The sequence below is a fragment of the Mycoplasmopsis gallinacea genome (assembly GCF_900660495.1).
GTDB lineage: Bacteria > Bacillota_I > Bacilli_A > Mycoplasmatales > Metamycoplasmataceae > Mycoplasmopsis > Mycoplasmopsis gallinacea.
In genome coordinates this window covers 520,045-538,932 of sequence record NZ_LR214950.1, presented here as the reverse complement: position 1 = coordinate 538,932, position 18,888 = coordinate 520,045, and the positions used below count along the sequence as shown (strand labels likewise).

Annotated in this window: 5 protein-coding genes and 1 pseudogene; 4 read left to right on the top strand and 2 right to left on the bottom strand. The window is 27.8% G+C overall.

Features of this window, described 5'->3' with window-relative positions:
• Nucleotides 1–48 precede the first annotated feature (48 nt).
• Genes uvrA through EXC51_RS02000 form a run of 4 tightly spaced genes read left to right on the top strand, consistent with a single transcriptional unit; the run spans nucleotide 49 to nucleotide 5,821 of the window.
• Complete coding sequence (gene uvrA / locus EXC51_RS02015; RefSeq protein ID WP_129620283.1) at nucleotides 49–2,892, top strand: excinuclease ABC subunit UvrA; 2,844 nt, start codon at nucleotides 49–51, stop codon at nucleotides 2,890–2,892.
• A 39-nt stretch (nucleotides 2,893–2,931) separates the two neighbouring features.
• Complete coding sequence (hprK, locus tag EXC51_RS02010) at nucleotides 2,932–3,861, top strand: HPr(Ser) kinase/phosphatase (protein ID WP_129620282.1); 930 nt, start codon at nucleotides 2,932–2,934, stop codon at nucleotides 3,859–3,861.
• On the top strand, nucleotides 3,861–4,844 hold the full coding sequence (gene lgt / locus EXC51_RS02005) for a prolipoprotein diacylglyceryl transferase (RefSeq protein WP_129620281.1): 984 nt from the start codon (nucleotides 3,861–3,863) through the stop codon (nucleotides 4,842–4,844). Before hprK ends, lgt begins: the two co-directional genes overlap by 1 nt.
• A 41-nt stretch (nucleotides 4,845–4,885) precedes the next feature.
• Nucleotides 4,886–5,821, top strand: coding sequence for an NAD(P)/FAD-dependent oxidoreductase (locus EXC51_RS02000; protein WP_129620280.1), 936 nt, complete (start codon nucleotides 4,886–4,888; stop codon nucleotides 5,819–5,821).
• 175 nt (nucleotides 5,822–5,996) lie between these two features.
• Here EXC51_RS02000 and EXC51_RS01995 read toward each other — a convergent pair.
• Together EXC51_RS01995 and EXC51_RS01990 are read right to left on the bottom strand one after the other, a co-directional pair.
• Nucleotides 5,997–6,503 (bottom strand): annotated as a pseudogene (locus tag EXC51_RS01995) (IS1634 family transposase); the annotation flags it as partial.
• Between the two features lie 99 nt (nucleotides 6,504–6,602).
• Complete coding sequence (locus tag EXC51_RS01990) at nucleotides 6,603–18,491, bottom strand: lipoprotein 17-related variable surface protein (protein ID WP_129620278.1); 11,889 nt, start codon at nucleotides 18,489–18,491, stop codon at nucleotides 6,603–6,605.
• Between the last annotated feature and the right edge of the window lie 397 nt (nucleotides 18,492–18,888).

Below are 18,888 nucleotides of genomic sequence, written 5' to 3'. Positions count from 1 at the left end.
TGTATAATTTTAAAATTTATTTAATTGAAATTACAATAAAGGGAATTTATGAAAAAAGAAGATTTACTTATTATTAAAGGGGCAAGAGAAAATAATCTTAAAAATGTATCTTTAACTTTGCCTAAAAACAAGTTAATTGTCTTTACTGGATTAAGCGGAAGTGGTAAAAGCTCCCTAGCTTTTAACACCATTTATGAAGAAGGAAGAAGAAGATATGTTGATTCTCTTTCGAGTTATGCACGTATGTTTTTAGGTGGGACTAAAAAACCTGATGTTGATTCAATTGAAGGACTTTCACCAGCTATTTCAATTGAGCAAAAAACAGTGCATAATAACCCGCGTTCAACAGTTGGTACTGTAACTGAAATTTATGATTATTTACGTTTGCTTTTTGCACGGATTGGGAAAGCTTATTGTCCAAATCACAACATCGAAATTACTTCACAAACTTCAAAAGATATTTTAAATAGCATTTACAAAGCTAAAGAAGGTTCAAAGTTAATTATTTATTCACCAATTGTTGAAGGTGAAAAAGGAACTCACCAAAAACTCTTAGATAAAATCAAAAGCGAAGGTTACTTGAGAGTCAAAATTGATGGCGAGATTATGCTTTTAGATGAACCAATTCGCCTTGAAAAAAATATTAAGCACACAATTGATTTAGTTATTGACCGTGTTGTTTTAAATGAAGAAAATTACAACCGGATTGCTGAAGCTATTGATATTGCTTCTGATAAAGCAAATGGGCTTGTAAAAGTAGAAAATTTAGATGAGCAAAAAACTGAAATTTATTCAAAAACTCATGCATGTATTTATAAAGATTTCACAATTCCAAAAATTGAAACTAGACTTTTTAGCTTCAATGCTCCATTTGGAATGTGTGAAAACTGTAAGGGTCTTGGTGTAGAATTTAAAGCCGATTTTGATGCAGTTGTCCAAGATAAATGAAGAACAATTGAACAAGGTGCTATTAAGTATTTTGAAAATACAGTTAATACTCAAAACCTTGAATGACAAGAATTCCAAGCTCTTTTAAATCACTACAATATTTCAATTCATACTCCAATTGATGAAATGACTAAAAATGAGCTTGAAATCATTAAATACGGTTCTAAAGATGATATCGAATACGAAATGACTAGTTCAAGCGGAAATGTTATTCGTCGTTACAAACCAATTGAGGGGATTTTAACCAAAATTGAACGTATGTATTATGAAACTTCTTCTGAAAGAATTAGGGACTGAATCAAAAAATATATGGGTTCATTCACTTGTCATATTTGCAAGGGTGCAAGACTTAATCAAAATGCACTTGCAGTAAAAATTGATCACAAAAATATTCATGAATTCACTAAATTATCTGTTAATGATCTTCTTATTAATTTTGAAACAATTTTCAATAACTTTAGCGAGCAAGAAAAACAAATTTCATCTTTAATTACTAAAGAATTAACTGATCGGCTAACATTTTTAAAAAATGTAGGTCTTGATTATTTAACTTTAGAAAGAAACGCTGAAACTCTTAGTGGTGGAGAAGCACAAAGAATTAGACTTGCAACTCAAATTGGTTCAAATTTAACTGGTGTTTTATATGTGCTTGACGAACCTTCAATTGGTCTTCATCAAAAAGATAACTTAAAACTAATTCATACCCTTAGAAAAATGGTTGATTTAGGAAATACTTTAATTGTTGTTGAACATGATGAAGATACAATGTATGAAGCTGATTGAATCGTTGATATTGGTCCTAAAGCTGGAGTTGATGGTGGACAAGTAGTTGCTAGCGGAAGCTTAGAAGAAATTGTAAAAAACGAAAACTCAATTACTGGAAAATACTTATCTCATGAATGAACTATCCCGGTTCCACAAACTCGTAGAAGTGGAAATGGCAAAGTAATTACAATTAAAAATGCTAAAGAAAACAACCTTAAAGGAATTGACGCAAAAATCCCGCTTGGTAAATTTGTCGGGGTAACTGGAGTTTCAGGAAGTGGTAAAAGTACACTTGTCAATGAAATTTTAGTTAAAGGAATTCAACAAATGCTTGGACTCGCTGATGGGCTTAATAGTAAAAGAGCTGCTTTTGATTCGATTCAAGGGCTTGAAGCAATTGATAAGGTTGTTCCGGTAAGCCAATCTCCAATTGGAAGAACCCCAAGAAGTAATCCAGCTACTTATACAGGTGTATTTGATGATATTAGAGATATTTTCTCGGCAGTTGAAGAATCTAGAGTGCGTGGATATACCAAAAGTAGATTTAGCTTTAATGTCCCTGGTGGTAGATGTGAAAAATGTAGTGGTGATGGGTTTATAAAAATCGAAATGCACTTCCTGCCAGATGTTTTTGTAGCTTGCGACCAATGTGATGGAGCAAGATATAATCGTGAAACACTTGAAATTAAGTATCATGGTAAAAATATTTCAGATGTTTTAGAAATGACAGTTGATGAAGCTTTAGAGTTTTTCCAAAACAGAGTAAAAATTATTGAAAAATTACAAATCCTTGCAGATGTAGGACTTGGATATATTAAATTAGGTCAAATGTCTACAACACTTAGTGGTGGAGAAGCACAAAGAATTAAGCTTGCCACTTTCTTACAGAAAAAACCTACTGGTAAAATAATTTATGTGCTTGATGAGCCAACCACTGGACTTCATACTCACGATGTTAAGAAACTTTTAAAAATTCTTAACCGGATTGTTGATAATGGAGATACTGTTTTAGTAATTGAGCATAATTTAGATGTGATTAAATCTTGTGATTATTTAATTGATCTAGGACCTGATGGTGGTGTTAATGGTGGGTTAATTGTAGCTAGCGGAACACCAGAGCAAGTATCTAATATTGAAGGTAGTTACACAGGTATGTTTCTTAAAAAAATTATGGCTTAAAAAAGTTTATAATTGATAAAAGAAAATATAGAGGTTAGAATGATTAAAACAAAAGTTAATGTAAAAGAAGTTATTAATTTCTTTGAACTCAAATTAGTCAACACTACTAAAGAACTTAATTATAATGACATTTTGGTTCCTACTATTAAACGGGCAGGTCTTGAGCTTGCTGAAAAAATCTCAAATGGTAGAATCAACATGAACGTTATTGTTTGAGGAACTAGTGAAAACTACTGATTTAAAAATTTAGGTAAAACACAAGCTCAAGCTTCAATTCATCACGTACTTCAACACCAACCACCACTTTTACTTTTATCAAAAGGAGTGGATGAAGAGGTGCTTGAATGAATTATTGAAGTAGCTGATATGTATAAAGTACCAGTAGCACATATGAATTCGTCAACATCTCAAATTTCGGTTGATTTTAGTTTATTTTTAAATAATTTCTTCTCAGAAGAAGCACAAGTGCATGGTTGCCTTGTTCTTGTTGGTGGGGTTGGAGTTATGATTGTTGGTGATAGTGGAGTTGGAAAAAGTGAAGCAGCTCTTGAGCTTGTCCAAAAAGGTCATATTTTAATCAGTGATGATTCAGTTATCATTAAAAACGTGGGAAATATGTTTATTGGTAGATCTCCAAAAATTACTCGTAATATGCTTGAAGTTAGAGGGATTGGAATTATTGATGTTAAATATACCTACGGAATTAGATCGGTTGCTTCATCATGTCAAATTAACTTAGTAGTTGAACTTGTTAAAAAAGATCGTCAAAATGATCTAGATCGTCTTGGCATTGAGATTTTAAAATATCCTGTGCTTAATCGTAGTATTAAAAAAATTATGGTTCCAATCAAAGAAGGTGGATCAGTTGCTTCATTAATTGAAGCGGCTGTAAGTACCTACTTATCAAGACATGATGGACTTAATGTGCTTGAAGAAATGGAACGTAGAAGAATGGAAGGAGATAATTAATGAACACACAAGCAGTACCTTCGTGAGTGCCAGAAGTTGCTTTTAATGCTGGTCAAGCGAAACCACTTTTTACTATTGGTTCATTCTCATTTCAACTATATTCATTAATGATTATGCTTGGGATTTTATGTTCAATTTTATCGATTGTTTTCTTTTGAAATCGTGAAAAGTATAAAAATGAAATCTTGATGACTTTTATAATCATTACTATCCCTACCTCAATTATTGGTGCTCGTTTGGGATATGTTGTCGAGGAATTAATTTATAGCGATAATCCTTTCGCTGGCTCAGCTTGATGAAAAATTTGAGAAGGTGGACTTAGTATCCAAGGAGGAGTTTTAGTAGCTGCTTTCTTTGATATTATGTATGCTTATTCTCAAAGAAATGAAATTGATTTTAGAAAAGTTATTTCGTTTATTATCCCAACAATTTTAATTGGACAATTTGTAGGTCGTTGAGGAAACTATGCTAACCACGAGGTTTATGGAAAAATTGATTGAAGCGGAAATAGTGTTTTAGTCTTTGGTCAATCATTTGCCTCAAATATGTATATTTCCGATTCATATACAACTTCATTAGGACTTGAAGGGGCTTATAGATACCCTCTTTTCTTATATGAAGGACTTGGAAACTTAGTTGCTTACTTAATAATAGTGTGAGTGTTTAATTTATTTGGAATTTTTAGACCTGGAACTACTTCAGGGATGTACTTTACATGATATGGTCTTTTACGTTTAGCAATGGAACCGCTTCGTCAAGAATCATATTCACTTTATTCAAATGTGGCAATTGGATTTATTATCTTAGGTCTTTTAATTATTGTTTACTTTGAGTTCTTCTCAAGAGTAAATTACATTAAAACTTGAACAAAATACTACTTCCACTATGAATATCAAAATCCAGCTAAATATGAAAAATGAGTCAATAAAACTCAAATCAGCAATGTATTTAGTTCAGTTTTTGCAAAATTCAAAAGAAATTAACATTTAAATTTGTTAATTTCTTTTTATTAAAATTAAGGAGAATAAAAATGAGTAAATTATATGATATAGCAATAATTGGTGGTGGACCTGCAGGGTTAAATGCCGCTTTATATGCATCAAGAGCTAATTTGAATGTAGTTTTTATTGAAAAAGGAGCTCCTGGTGGGAAACTTTCTTCAACAAGCAAAGTAGATAACTGAATTGGAACTGAAACAATCGAAGGTTGACAACTTGCTTTAAACTTTTTTGAACATTCTAAAAAATATGGTGCAGAATACAAATATGGAAATGTAGTAGAACTTAAAAACCTTAGCAAATTTCACAAACAAGTAATTTTACAAAACGGTGAAGTTGTAGAAGCAAAAACAGTCATTATTGCTTCAGGAATGCAAAATAGAGTGCCAAGCTTTATTAACAACTTTAATAATTACTTATCAAAGGGTGTGAGTTTTTGCGCTATTTGTGATGGACCACTTTTTGGACACAATCCAACTCTTGTTTTAGGAGGTGGAAATTCAGCAGTTGAAGAATCTATCTACCTTTCTAAAATAGCATCAGAAGTACATATTGTAACTAAAGAACCTGAATTTACAGCTGAAAAAAGACTTGTAAATGATTTATTAAAATTACCAAATGTTAAAGTATATTATGAATCAACAGTAAAAGAATTACAAGGTGCAGAGCAATTAGAAAAAGCGATTATTGTTGATAAAGATGGTAATGAGCACACTATTGACATTGCTTCATTCTTTAGTTACATTGGAATGATCCCTAATGCTGATTTTATTAAAGACCTTGGCATTACAAACGAAAAAGGATTTATAATTACTGATGAAGAGATGCAAACTAAAATAGAAGGTATTTTTGCAGCTGGCGATATAAGAGTCAAAGAAATTCGTCAAATTGTAACAGCTGCAAATGATGGTGCCATTGCGGCAAAGAAAATTTCAGATTTAATCAATTCAATGGATAATTAATATTTATTCCTGAGTTTCCAAGTTAGAACTTTATAAAAAACGAATACATCTACCATATAGTTGTATTCGTTTTTTGTCTTAAAAATTACTAGAGCTATTTCTCTAGTATGTTGTAAAAATCACTATATATTTTGTTTAACTCTTTGTGTGATGGATCTAAATTATTTGTAATTTACGATACTACTTCATCATTTACTATTTTTTGAGTAACAGTTATAAGTTTTAAACCATCTATAAATTTGTTAATTGAAATTTTCTGAATTTCTCCATTTGTTTCATATAATTTTTTCAGTTTAAAGATTGAATATTTTAGAACAACAAGAGATAAGAAACATAAAAATACATGCGTTAGAATATGTTCTTCTTTATGAACGAAAATAGGTCCAATTTCAAGTGATGATTTTAAAACACGAAAACCCTCTTCTATTTTTCTTTGTTGTCTATAAATTTCATTTGCTTTTTCTGCTGATAAATCAAGGATATTTGTTTCTATCATATAAAATACATCTTGATCAGCTATTTTCTTTATTTTGTCATAGTTTAATCTTCCAAATGTGACAACATCTACATCGATATATTTCCTTTTGTATTCTGGAACTAAATAGCTTAAGTATATTGTTCTACCAATTGATTTTTTATTAATTCTATCTATAAGGTTTTTTCTTTTTACTTTATCTAAAGTTTATTGCAAAATTGCTCTCGACTTCGAAACTCAAGATTTTAAACATTTTTAAAATAAATAAAAATATGGAACACAAATTCCATATTTTTTAATTTAAAATTAAGAATTATTTTTTACTTTTTTAACTAAAACGCCAATCATTATAGCTGCAAGAGTTGTGCTTAAACCTAAAGCTAAATATCAAAGTCAACTTAATTTTTCTTCAACACCTGCTTTTTCTTTTAATAGTGTTTCGAATAATGATTTTTCAATTTTATTTAATGGATCATAATTAAGTTTTAATAATTCTTTAATTAATTTTTTATTTAAATTACTTTCTGGTTTATAAGTATCAAAATATGAAGTATTTAAAATGCTATTAGCAAATTCAACAAACTTAGCTTGTTCTAATTGTTCTAACTTATTAGTTGCATCAATAAATTTAGTTTTATCAACATTTTTAAGAGCATCAAAATAACTTATTTCAGCTTCTGCAAAGTTTAGATTATATTGATTGTGATTTAGAACAAAATCTTTGCTTGTATCTAATTTACTATTTAAATTGCTTGATTCAACTGAATTAATTAATTCAGTAATTGAATTGATTTTATCATTTAAGTCTTGAATTGCTTTTTCAGTATCAGGATTTTTAAAATCTGAATTATTTCATTGTTCGTGTAATGATTTAAGCAATTTACCTTGCTTAATTAATTCGATCAATTTATTAATGCCATTAACATCTTCGCCATAATTAACCAATTCATCTAAAATGTCTTGAATTTCTTTTGGCAATTCTTTATTATCAACATCTTTTTGATATTCAATAATTTTGGCATTTAACTTATCATATAAATCATTAATTTTCTTAGCTTCATCATCAATTGCTTTGAAAGCTTGTTTAAGTTTATCTAAAATTTCTTGAGTTTCAGCAATTGAAGTATTTGCACTATTATAACCATTTGGAGTTTCATTATTAACTAATTTTTTAGCATTATTTAAAGCATTTTCGTAGTTATTACGTTTTTCTTCAGATGCTTTGTTATAGTGGCTTAAACCTTTAATTATGTTTTCTTTTGCAATTTCATCTTTTAACTCTTTCATCTTATTATCAAGATTTTGAGCTTCGTCTAAAATTGATGGGTTATCAGCCAAGTCATTATTTTTAATTCTGTTAATTAAATCATCTTTTTGACTTTGATTAAGATTTTCAAGGTTTTGAATAGCTTTAATATTATTGTTTTTATCAGCAATTAATTTATTAAGTTTATCTTGCAATGTTTCTACTTGGCCTGCTTCATCATTATGTTTATCAATGTTATTTACTTGGGTTATTAAATCAGTTTTTTCATTTGGTGATAAAACTTCTGAATTATTAATTTGTTCAATTAAATCATTTTCTAAACCATTTAACTCTTCATATGAGTGCTGTAATGATTTGTCATTATTTGATAATAAATCTTCCAATAACTTATTATCAACTCCATTATCTGAATCTGATGTTAATAATTTTTTAGCTTCAGTTAATTTATTATCAAATTGTTCTTTATTATCAGCTTTATTGTATTTTGTGTTATTTGGATCAGCAATTGATTTTTCATAGTTTTTTACTAATTCATCTAAAGCTGCCATTTTTTTACTTAAATTAATTGCATCTTCATAAGCTTTTTGTGCTTCTGCTAAATCAGTTGCATTATTAATTGCTTCTTTAGCTTCAGTTAATTGTTTTGGATTAAGAATATTTGGTAAATCAGGCTGATTTACATTATTTTCTAATTTATTAATTAAAGCTTCTTTTTGTGCATCAAAAACAATTTTGCTAAATTCCTCTGGATTAGTAATTACATTATTTTCATCCAATGTCATTTCTTTATTAATGATTTGATTAATATATTCATCTTTATTATTTTGATCTAAATCATTATTATCAATTGCTTTAATTTGATCTACATAAACTTTTTTAGCATTATTAATAATTTGTGCTTGCTCTTTTAATTTCGCGATAGTTTCATCTGTGATTGGATTTTGGTTAAGTTGTTCTTTAAATGTTGCTTTCTCGTCTGCACTTAAATATGGTGCATTATCAACATATTTAAGAGCTTCATCACGATTAATATTGGTATTAGCTAATTTAAGACCATCAATTGCTTTTTGTACTGCATCTAAATTTGCATTGTAATTAAATGTATCACTTGGATAAGTGTTTTCTTTACCGTTTTTAATTTTGTTTGCAACATTTAATGCATTATCAAAAGCATCTTTATTATTTTGATCTGCGTTTTGATATGCACTTGAATTAGGTACATCTTTAACATTTTCAATTGCTTGTTTTAACTCAAGCATTTTGTTATCTAAAGCAGTTGCATTATTTTCAATGGTTTCTAATTGATCGTTATCGCTTGATTTAATTTGATTAATATATGCATCTTTTTGTTGTTGATTCAAGTTTTCATATGCTTTAATTCGATTAATTGCTTCTTTTTTAAGAGCTTCAATTTGAGCAATTTCATCTTTAATATCATTTAAAGTTAATTTAGTACCATCATCATTAGCTTTTTCTAAAGTATTAGGATCTAATGAATTAAGTTTATTAATTAAATCTTCTTTTTGTTTTGGAGATAAGTATTCATTATTAGTTACTTCTTGAATAGTTTTTTGAATATCACCATCTAAAGCTTCATATTTGGTTTGAATTTCACCTTTAGTGTTAGTTTCCTCATTACCAATTCAATTATCTAAATTATCTGTACCTAAATCGGTAGTATTAGTTTTATCTAATAATTTTTTAGCATCTTCAATTACTTTGTCAAAAGTATTTTTAGGTGTTTCTGAAGCATGGGTATATTTATCTAATGGTTTTTTAGCTTCATAGTTTTTAACTATTTCATCTAATTTAGCCATTTTATCATCTAATGTTTGACCATCATTTTTAGCTTCATTTGCCTTATCTAAGTTTTCAGCAGTTTTAATTTTATTAATTACATCAGTTAATTGTGCTTTGTTTAAGTGAACAAAATCTTTTTCTACTTCATTAACTAAAACTTGCTTATCTACTTCTAATTTGATTTTGTTAACTTTATCAATAGAATCAGTATCGGTACTATTAATTTTATCTTTAAGTGCTTGTGCTTGTTCGCTAGTTAATTTATTATTTTGTACTAATTCATCAATTTCAGCTTTTAAATTATTTTTAGCTTCTTGTAAATTAGTTAAGAATCCAGAAATTGTAACTGTATTTTCAGTATCTGAATTAATATCGGTTAAATTATCTTTGGTTGACTGCAATACATATTTAACAGTTAATTGACCTGTTTCATCATCAGCAGTAATATCTTTAATAATAATTTTCGCTTTTGAAGTAGCTGGATCTTGAATTAAGGTTGTAAAGTATGAATTATCATTGTTTGCAAGTACTTCAGCTTTTTTATTAACTAATGAACTTGCTTTGATTTGTGCTTTATCATTTGCTACATAATTAATTGTTTTAGATACTTGATCATTATCAACTAAAGCATTTAATCTTTGTAATTCAGTTTGTAAACCAGTAATTTGCGCAGTTTTATTAACTACATAAATATCAGTTAAATCAGTACGTTTTGAATAAATATTATATTGAATATCCAATGTACCATTTCTATCATCAAAACCAGTAATTGTTATATCTTTTGCTTGATCGTTATCAGTTGCATAAGGTGTGATGTTATTTAAAATAACATCAGAAGGACTAATATTAGCTTTATTTGCAATTGTATTGGCTCAATCATAATTTAAAGTTTGTAATCTTTGTAATTCAGTTTTAAAGCCTTTAATAGTATTAGCATTTTTACTTCTGGTTTGATTAATTACAATTTCAACATTGTTTCTTGATTGAGATACTAAAGTATAGCTAACAGTAATTTCACCTTTTCTATCATCACGACTAAGAATTTGCATTGAACCAGTTTTAAGTGCTATTTGCGCTTCATTCAATTCACGGTTATCACTTAATTTGACTTGAACATTGTTTGATACAACATCGGTTATATTAAAGTCAGGTAAATAATTTTGTTTGTTTGGATAGTCGATTACCAAGTCTGGAATTAATCTTTCAATTCTATTTTCTTCTTCCTCATCATTAGTTACATAACCTGTAAAACTTAATAATGGATTTGAAGTGTTCGATTTAATTACAGGTGCTGTAGATGGAGCATCTGTTCAATCACCAGCAATTAAACCATTTTGTCCTTCTAATGGACGAGTTGAAATTAATTTATATCCTAAGTCAATTGTTCCGGTTTCATCATTAGCATTTTGTGTATCTAAAATAGTTTCTATTTGTACATTTTGCCCCTGACCATATTGAGTTAATTCAACATTAAAGTCATCTGAAGTTAATTGTGAAGCTTTTTTCTCATTAGCTCCTTCATTTTTTCTATCTTCTTTAGCAGCAATTGAAACGGGTTGATTTTGTTGAACTACTAAATCATTTAATCTATCTAATTCAGTTTTAAAACCTGTTAAAGTTACATATTTATAGTCTGATTTAACATCTGTTAAACCTTCTTTAGTTGATTGTAATTTGTATCTTACTCTTAATTTACCAGTGATATCATCATAAGCAATGATTTTTTGATCACTAAAAGTATGGTCACTAGTGGGAGAAATTTCTCAAGTTCAATTAGAGTCACTAATCTTAACTTTTGAAGATAAAATTTGATCCCTATTAGAATAATTTATTGTATGAGTATAACCATCATTTTTATCATCAGGATTGATATTATCTAATCTTTCTTTTTCAGCTTGTACTAAAGTTTTGAAACCTTTTAATGATCCTGATTTAGTTTCTGTGGATGTAACAGTATTTAGATCATGGCCACTAACCACTCCTCTAGTTGAAACTAAACGATATTTATAATCAATGCTATTAGTTTGATTATTAGCTACTTTGGAAACAATTTCTACTCTGGCATTTTCTAAGTTATTCAAAGTTAAAGTTAAATGATCTAATGCTTCTTGTGGTAAATATTTAGAATAATCAGCGCTAGCAATTCCGGTTAATGAAGCATCCGCTTGATTATTGGTAAATAAAGCATCCAATCTTTGTTGTTCAGTTTTAAAGTTATTTAAAACAACAGTTTGTACATTAGTGTTTACATTTTTGTAAATTCCACCTTTAGTACTATGAATTACATAAGCTACTGTAATTGCACCATCTAAATCATTTTTATCAGTAATATTTTGAATAATAATTTCTGCGTTATTATCGGTTGAATTGATAACTTTATGTATTCCACTAACTGCTGAACTTGAAGCTAAAATTTGTTTACTATTTGGATAAGTAATTTCTGTATTAGCAACTAAATTGGTTAATCTTGCTTTTTCAGCATCTTGATCAATTTTGTTTTGTTGAGCTTGTGTTCTAAAACCAGTAATTACTAAGTCTTTGTTTTGACTTTCTGGTGCTTCATAATTAGTTACATTTCAATTTGAAATTAATTCATTTTGAGTTTTACTTGTTACTAATTTTAAGTTTAATGTATTTTGACCAGTTGAATCATCTGGTGTAATTGAATTAATAAATGCACTAGCTTTATTTGTCTTTTGTTTAGTTGCATCATATGAATAGTTAGCTTTGTCATTAGCTGGATTAACTGAAGGTAATTGATTATTTTTAGTTCCGCTGAAAGTAATATCACCTTCAACTAAGTTATTTAAAATTTCATTTAATCTTTGTGCTTCAGTTTTAAGTCCAGTAATAATAATTTCTTTTGGTTCAGAATAAACATCTTGACCATTTTTATTACTTTTTAGTTTATAAGTAAGTTTAATTGCTCCAATTACATCATTGTAACCTGTAATTGTTTTATTAACAACACTAATAGTATTATCTTTAGGATTTAATTGAATTTGATTTGGTTTGAAACTTGAAGCCATTTGAGTTTTATCAATAACTACATCTAAATCAGCATCAGTTTTGGCATCTAAATTAGCTTTTTCACGACTTATATTGCTTTGGAATCCAGACATTGTAGTACTTAAAGTTTTAGAAACTACAGTATTATTGGCAATATCAGTTCTAGTTGATTTTAAGTGATAAGTAAATTTAACGCTACCATCAGGGTTTGTTTCTGAAATAGAATCAATTACTAATTCAACATTATTTTGATTATTAATATTAGTTAATTGACCATTTAATTGTTCTGCTAAATAACCTGAAAGATTATCTTTAGTAACTTCATCAACAGTAGTTTTATCTTTAGCTTTTGTGCCACTAAAGTTAAATTCTTTGTCTTTATTGTCAATTAAATTATTTAATCTTTGTTCTTCTGTGAAATAACCAGTAATAGTAATTTCTTTTTCTGTAGAAGTTAATTCTTCACCATGTTTGTTGCTTTTAACTACAAAAACAGCAGTTAATGTACCATTAACATCATCTCATGATTTAACTGATTGAATTTCAATAGTTTCATTTGCATGATTTGCATTATCATTTGTTGCAAAAGTAATATTTACATTTTTCGGTAATGCGACAAATGATGAAGCTAATTTTGTGCTATTTGGTGTACCTACAAAATTAGCATCATTATAGCTATTAATGGTATTTTGTTCTTTTTCTTTATCGCTCATAAACCCAGTTATTTTAGTTTGAGCAGTTTTTGAAACAATAGTTTGATTATTTAAATTATCTTTAGTTGATTGCAATTTGTAAGTTACAATTACAGCATGCTCATCAGTTGGATCAGGTGCAATAGAATCAATTACAATTTGAGCTTTATTGTTTTCACTATTAGCTAATGTACCATTGAATTGTGTTTTAGCTAAGTCTTCAATAGCATTTTGATTTTTAGTTCCGTTAAAATTAATAGTTTTTGCAATATTATTATCATCTATTAATTGATTTAATCTTGCTTCTTCTGTTAAAGTGCTTAAAGCATTATTTCCACTTAATGTATAAGTAGTATTAGATTGAAGAGTTTCCATATTCTCTTTAGTTGATTGATATTTATAGCTTAAGTCTAATTTACCTGTTACTTCATTTTGATTTGAAATATCTAAATTAACTGGTTTTACATCTGCAGGAATTGTAGAGGTATTAAATTCAATATCATCTTTAACAATCTCACTTGCAGTTTTTGAGCTTTGTGCACTATCCTTGACTTTTGCACTAGCACTTTGCAATGAATTTAATCTAGCTAATTCAGCATCATAACGTTGTTGACCATTTAAGTTATTAATTGCATTTTGAATTTTAGTATTTAATGAATCAACATTAGTTTTATTCATTAAATCATTATTGTTATCAGTATTTAAATTAGTTAATAAATCTTCTGCTTCCTTAATTACCCCACCTTTTTGGTTATTATTTTTAGCAGGATTGCCGTCATAAGCAGATCTTAAAGCATCTGTTGTATAAAGGTAATTATTTCCTGTAACAATATTATTTTGATTTGTTATAAAGTCACGCAAAGTTTTCATTGATGCATTTAAAGCACTGTTATTAGCATCTTGAGTATTAACACCAGCAATAGTATTTTGTGACTTAATTAATTCAATTGCTTTTGCCTTTTGTTTTTCAGTTAGTGATGAATAATCTGAATTAATTTTAGCTATGGCATCATCTTTAGCTTTTTGTAATCTTTCTTCACCATTTAAATTAGTAATTGCATCTTGAATTGTTTTAGTTCTTTGTTTTACTTCTGTTAATGATAAATTAGATCCTTGTGTTTTATTAACATCAGTTTTTTGTTGATTTACAGCATTATCTAAAGCACTTTGATTATCTGCTTGAGTATAATCAATTCCTTGTTTAATTGTATCAATGTTATTAGTTGACTCAATGTAAGCTTTCATTGCATTATTTAAATCATTTGCATCAGCAACTTTTTGGTCTAATTGATCAATTGGAGCATTTTGGATTGCTTCTTTAATAGCATTTTTTTGTGCATTATTTAAATATTGATAATTATCAATTGCTTTTTTTGCCGCATCTCTTTGATTTTGTTCATATTGCGCTTGAGTTAAGAAACCAGTTCTAGTTTGAGGATTAGTTACATTACTATAAATATTGTTATTATTTACAGTTTGTCCTTCAATTGTTACAAGATCACTTGCTGATCTTGTAGTTTTAAATTTATATGTATAAGTCACTGAACCAGAAACATCATCAGTTGCAGTTTGATTGACATTTGTTAAACTAATTTGATTAGTATTAGCAAAATTTGAATCAATTAAATTAACATTATAATCAGTATTTAATATTGAATCCGAAGCACGTTTAATTGGATTAGAAACGATTGTAATATTAGTAATTTTATTTGTATTAGAATCTTGATTTACTAAATTATTTAATCTAGTTATTTCATTTTGAAAGCCAGTTATTTCTGCAGTCTTTTCATCAGAAATAGCATTTGTATTTTTAGTTGATTGTAATTTATAAGTAATTTTAATTTTGCCAGTTATATCGTTATAACCAAGATATCTAACACTATTTGCATAAATTTTAGTATTAGTTGGTAATTCCCATACAATGTCAACACTTGAATTATTTGCTTTGACAACTGTTGAAGCTTGAATATTAACTTTTTGAGCTTTATCCTTATATTCAGGAGTTGCACTTAAATCAGCAATTCTAGTTTGTTCGTCACTAAAACCTGTAATTGTGTAGGTTTTATTTTCTGTATAAATATTATCTTTATCGCTAGACTTAAGGATTTTGTATGTAACTACTAAAGTACCAGCATCATCATTACCTTGAATGTTAATAATCTTCGTTTCAACACCTTGGTCATTTGGTCTAACGCTTTGAGTAGTAATTAAATTTTGATCTGCTGTGGTTGGATTAATACTTTTATCTGGATAGTCAAAAGTAGCAGTGTAGTCTTTAATTTTTTCACGTTCTGTATTAATATCAGTTCATTTATCAGCAATGGTTTTAATGTTTTTATCTGAACCTATTAATACTTTATTTGAATAGTCCTCGTTTGGTACATAAGTGTCTTTATATAGTTGTGCTTGATCAATTAATTGATTAACATTATTTTTTTCTGCTTGGCTTAAAAATGAAAGATTGTTAATTTTAGTTTTAGCATTATTTTTAGCAGTACTAAAAGCTGATTGCATTGCTTGATCAATGGTTGAATAATAGCTTGTATTAATGGCTAAAGTTTTGGTTTTAGTGTTATATGTAAAAGGTCCATTTCAACCCAATTGAACTTCTAAATTATTAATAATATTAAATTTTTCCCCACTAGTCTCATCGCCATTTAAAAAACTAAAATTATTAATTTCTTTTTTGAATTCTTGTAAGGCTCCATTAATTTCATCACCAGTTAATTTGTTGATTCAATTTTGTTGTAAAGTGTTATTGCCATTAGTATAAAAAGTGTTTAAAGTTTGAGTTGAATCAAAAATATTATCAATAGTTTTATTGGCCGCATCCTTAAGATTAGCATCAAAAGTATCAAAAGAATTTAAATTAATACTGTTGGTTGATCTAGTAAATACGCCATAATGATTAAAATCGTTTTGTGCTTTTTGTTCTTTAATAATTTGGGTTTTTAAATTATCTTTTTCTGCTTCCAAATCATTTAAATTTTTAATGCTATCTAGAACATTTTTAATCTTAGATTTATAAGATTCTGAATTTGCTGAATCAAAAGCCTGAACTTGTTCATAATTTGTTAAAGGATTAATTACATTTTGAATCAAATTATTAGTTAGTAAATTAGCTGCTTTTGAATTGTTATTTGGATAAGTTTGTGAATTGGCTTGCGTGATTGAAAAATCATTTAATTTAGCATAAATCGAATCCAAATTATTTTTACCCGAAGTTTTAATTGCATCAAATTTATCAGTTAAAACTTTTTTAATTGTTTGAAGAATTTTAGTTAAATAATCGAAAGATTCTGCAGTGTCATATTTAGTTGAAGTGCTTCTATCTTGAGCATTGGTATCGTCATTATATTCACTAGATTTAAGTTTAATAATGTCAGAATTCGTATTGGTAAAATCTTTTAAACTATTTTTAACTGAAAGATCGGCTAAAGCATAAATCATTTTATTTGTGGCAATCGGATTTCAATTTTTATCATAAATTTCAGCACCAAGTGCGAATTCACGAATGTCTTTATATTTTTCTTCTATTGATTTTTGTAAATCATCGATTGTATCAATTTTGGTTTTTCAACTATTTTTAGCTGTAGCATCTGTAAATTCATTACCTATATTAAAAGAAGTATCGGCTTCAACATATCTAGTTAAAGCGTCTTTTTCACCTTTAGTTAATCATTTTTTAGATTGAATATATCTTTTAAGATATTCTAAATCTGTAAAGGTGTATTCAATTGGTGCAAAATCAAGATATTCTCTTCCAAAAGTGGTTGAAGCAGAAACTGTCGTAGATTTAGTAATCATTCTTCATTTTTGTCTATCAACACCATTAGCAAAAGAAGCGTTTAAACGTAAATTAGATAAGTTATTATAACTTTTATAATCTTGATAAATATTTCTTGTTCTAATTACATTTTTGTTGTCATTAGAAACACCATTTTTGTCTATATTGTATGCAAAAGAACTATTTCCGATTTCAGAAATAGATAAATTAGCTTGTGGAATTCCATCAGTTGCTTGATTGTAAAATTCAAGATTATCTTGTACTTTTTCTTCAGTATTAAATTTCTTTAAATATGACTGTTTCCGATCAGCCATTTTCATAAATCCACCAATAACCTTGTAATCATCTCTACTATTTAAATTTCTATATTCTGAAACTCCAAAATATGTTTTACTTCCAGTGGTAGAACCAGTATTACCAGCATATAATTGATTAAAAGGTTCAGTTGAATTATTAAATGGTTTCATTTCTAATTCAACTACAGCCCCTGCAACAATTTCATTATGTGATGTACTTGTATTAACTCTAAAAACAAATAATCCCCCTTGATTTTGAGTTATATTATTTTTAGTAATAATAGGAGTACTATTTCTAATTATTGAGTGTTGAAATAAACCAAAAGCAACTTGATTATATTTATTGGTTGTGAAAGAAAAATTAGAATTTCTTACTGATTGTGGAGTATAACCTCTAATTAAAACATCATAAAGTTCATTACTTCCTTGTTGTCTAGTGTTTTGTCATCAGTTTCTTTGATTTCTATTTGTATCTGACATATTATTTTCGTATTCATCAGGAATATGATCGTAGTATGGTAAATAGGCATAGTCACTAATGTAAGCCATTTTTGACTTACCGTTTATAGTTGTACTAACTGATTTCCCTGTGCTAGTTACTTGTTGCGTTTTACCTATTCATGGGCTTATTTCCATTGTGCCAATATTAGCTTTTGGATCATCATTGATATTTATAGTATATGTAGTTAATTTACCTTCAGTTTGATCAATATTAACACTGCTACTATCTTGTTTAACAAATAAGTGAATTTTGATATTACCAACTAATCTAATATCGTCCGAAAAGTAAATTCCAGCAGTAAAAAAGTCATTATTTGTATCGGCATTAGTTAAGTTAATACCAACTTTAATTTTTTTACTATTAGTTAATGGATTAAATCCATTTCCATTTCATCAAGAACCGGTACCATCAGGTAATGAAGATGAGGCACCATCTCTTTCTCAAGAATACATATGACCAATTTCATTAGCAAAACCACCACCATTTCAATTGGTTTGATTAATATTTGCTGGTAAACCTGGGGTTGAAGCATCGAATAATCTATATCATGCATCACCAGTTGCACTTCATTTAAGCTTATTATTTCCAGTTTGACTTAAATTAGTTACTCCTTTTGAATCTAAAGAGTTGTATCACCTATGAAGTGTGCCATCGCTATAATTATTATAACCTGTTCAAATATCATCTGAAATATTAGAGTTAACTTTATCAAACACATAATCAACATCATTAATTGCAATATTCACATCTTGTTTTGAATAATTTGCTGAAAGAGTCAAAATTAAACTTGAAACAGATAATGAAGATGATAAAAGCAAAATCAATTTTTTATTTTTTCTCATATTTATATCTCCAAATTGAAAAATTTATAATTAAACTTTACCTTATTATATATATATATATATATATACGAGAACTTTTTTGTAAAAAAGTTCAATTAAAATTTGAATTAAATATCAAACGAAATGTCACACCCTAGAGTTTTAAAAATAAATATAAATTAGAAAAATCACGCGTTTAAAACTTGCGCGTGATTTTTCTAATTTATAAAGATAATTTGGAAATTTTTCACATTTATTTTGTGTGTTCATATCATAATAACAAATTTTTAATTTTTCGTCCATTTTGTGAAATAAAAACTTATAAAAACATGAAAATAAAAATAATATTTGCCAAAGAAACTTAAACATAAATAAAAAATCTTAAATGATAATAAGATTTTTATATAAATAAAAATTT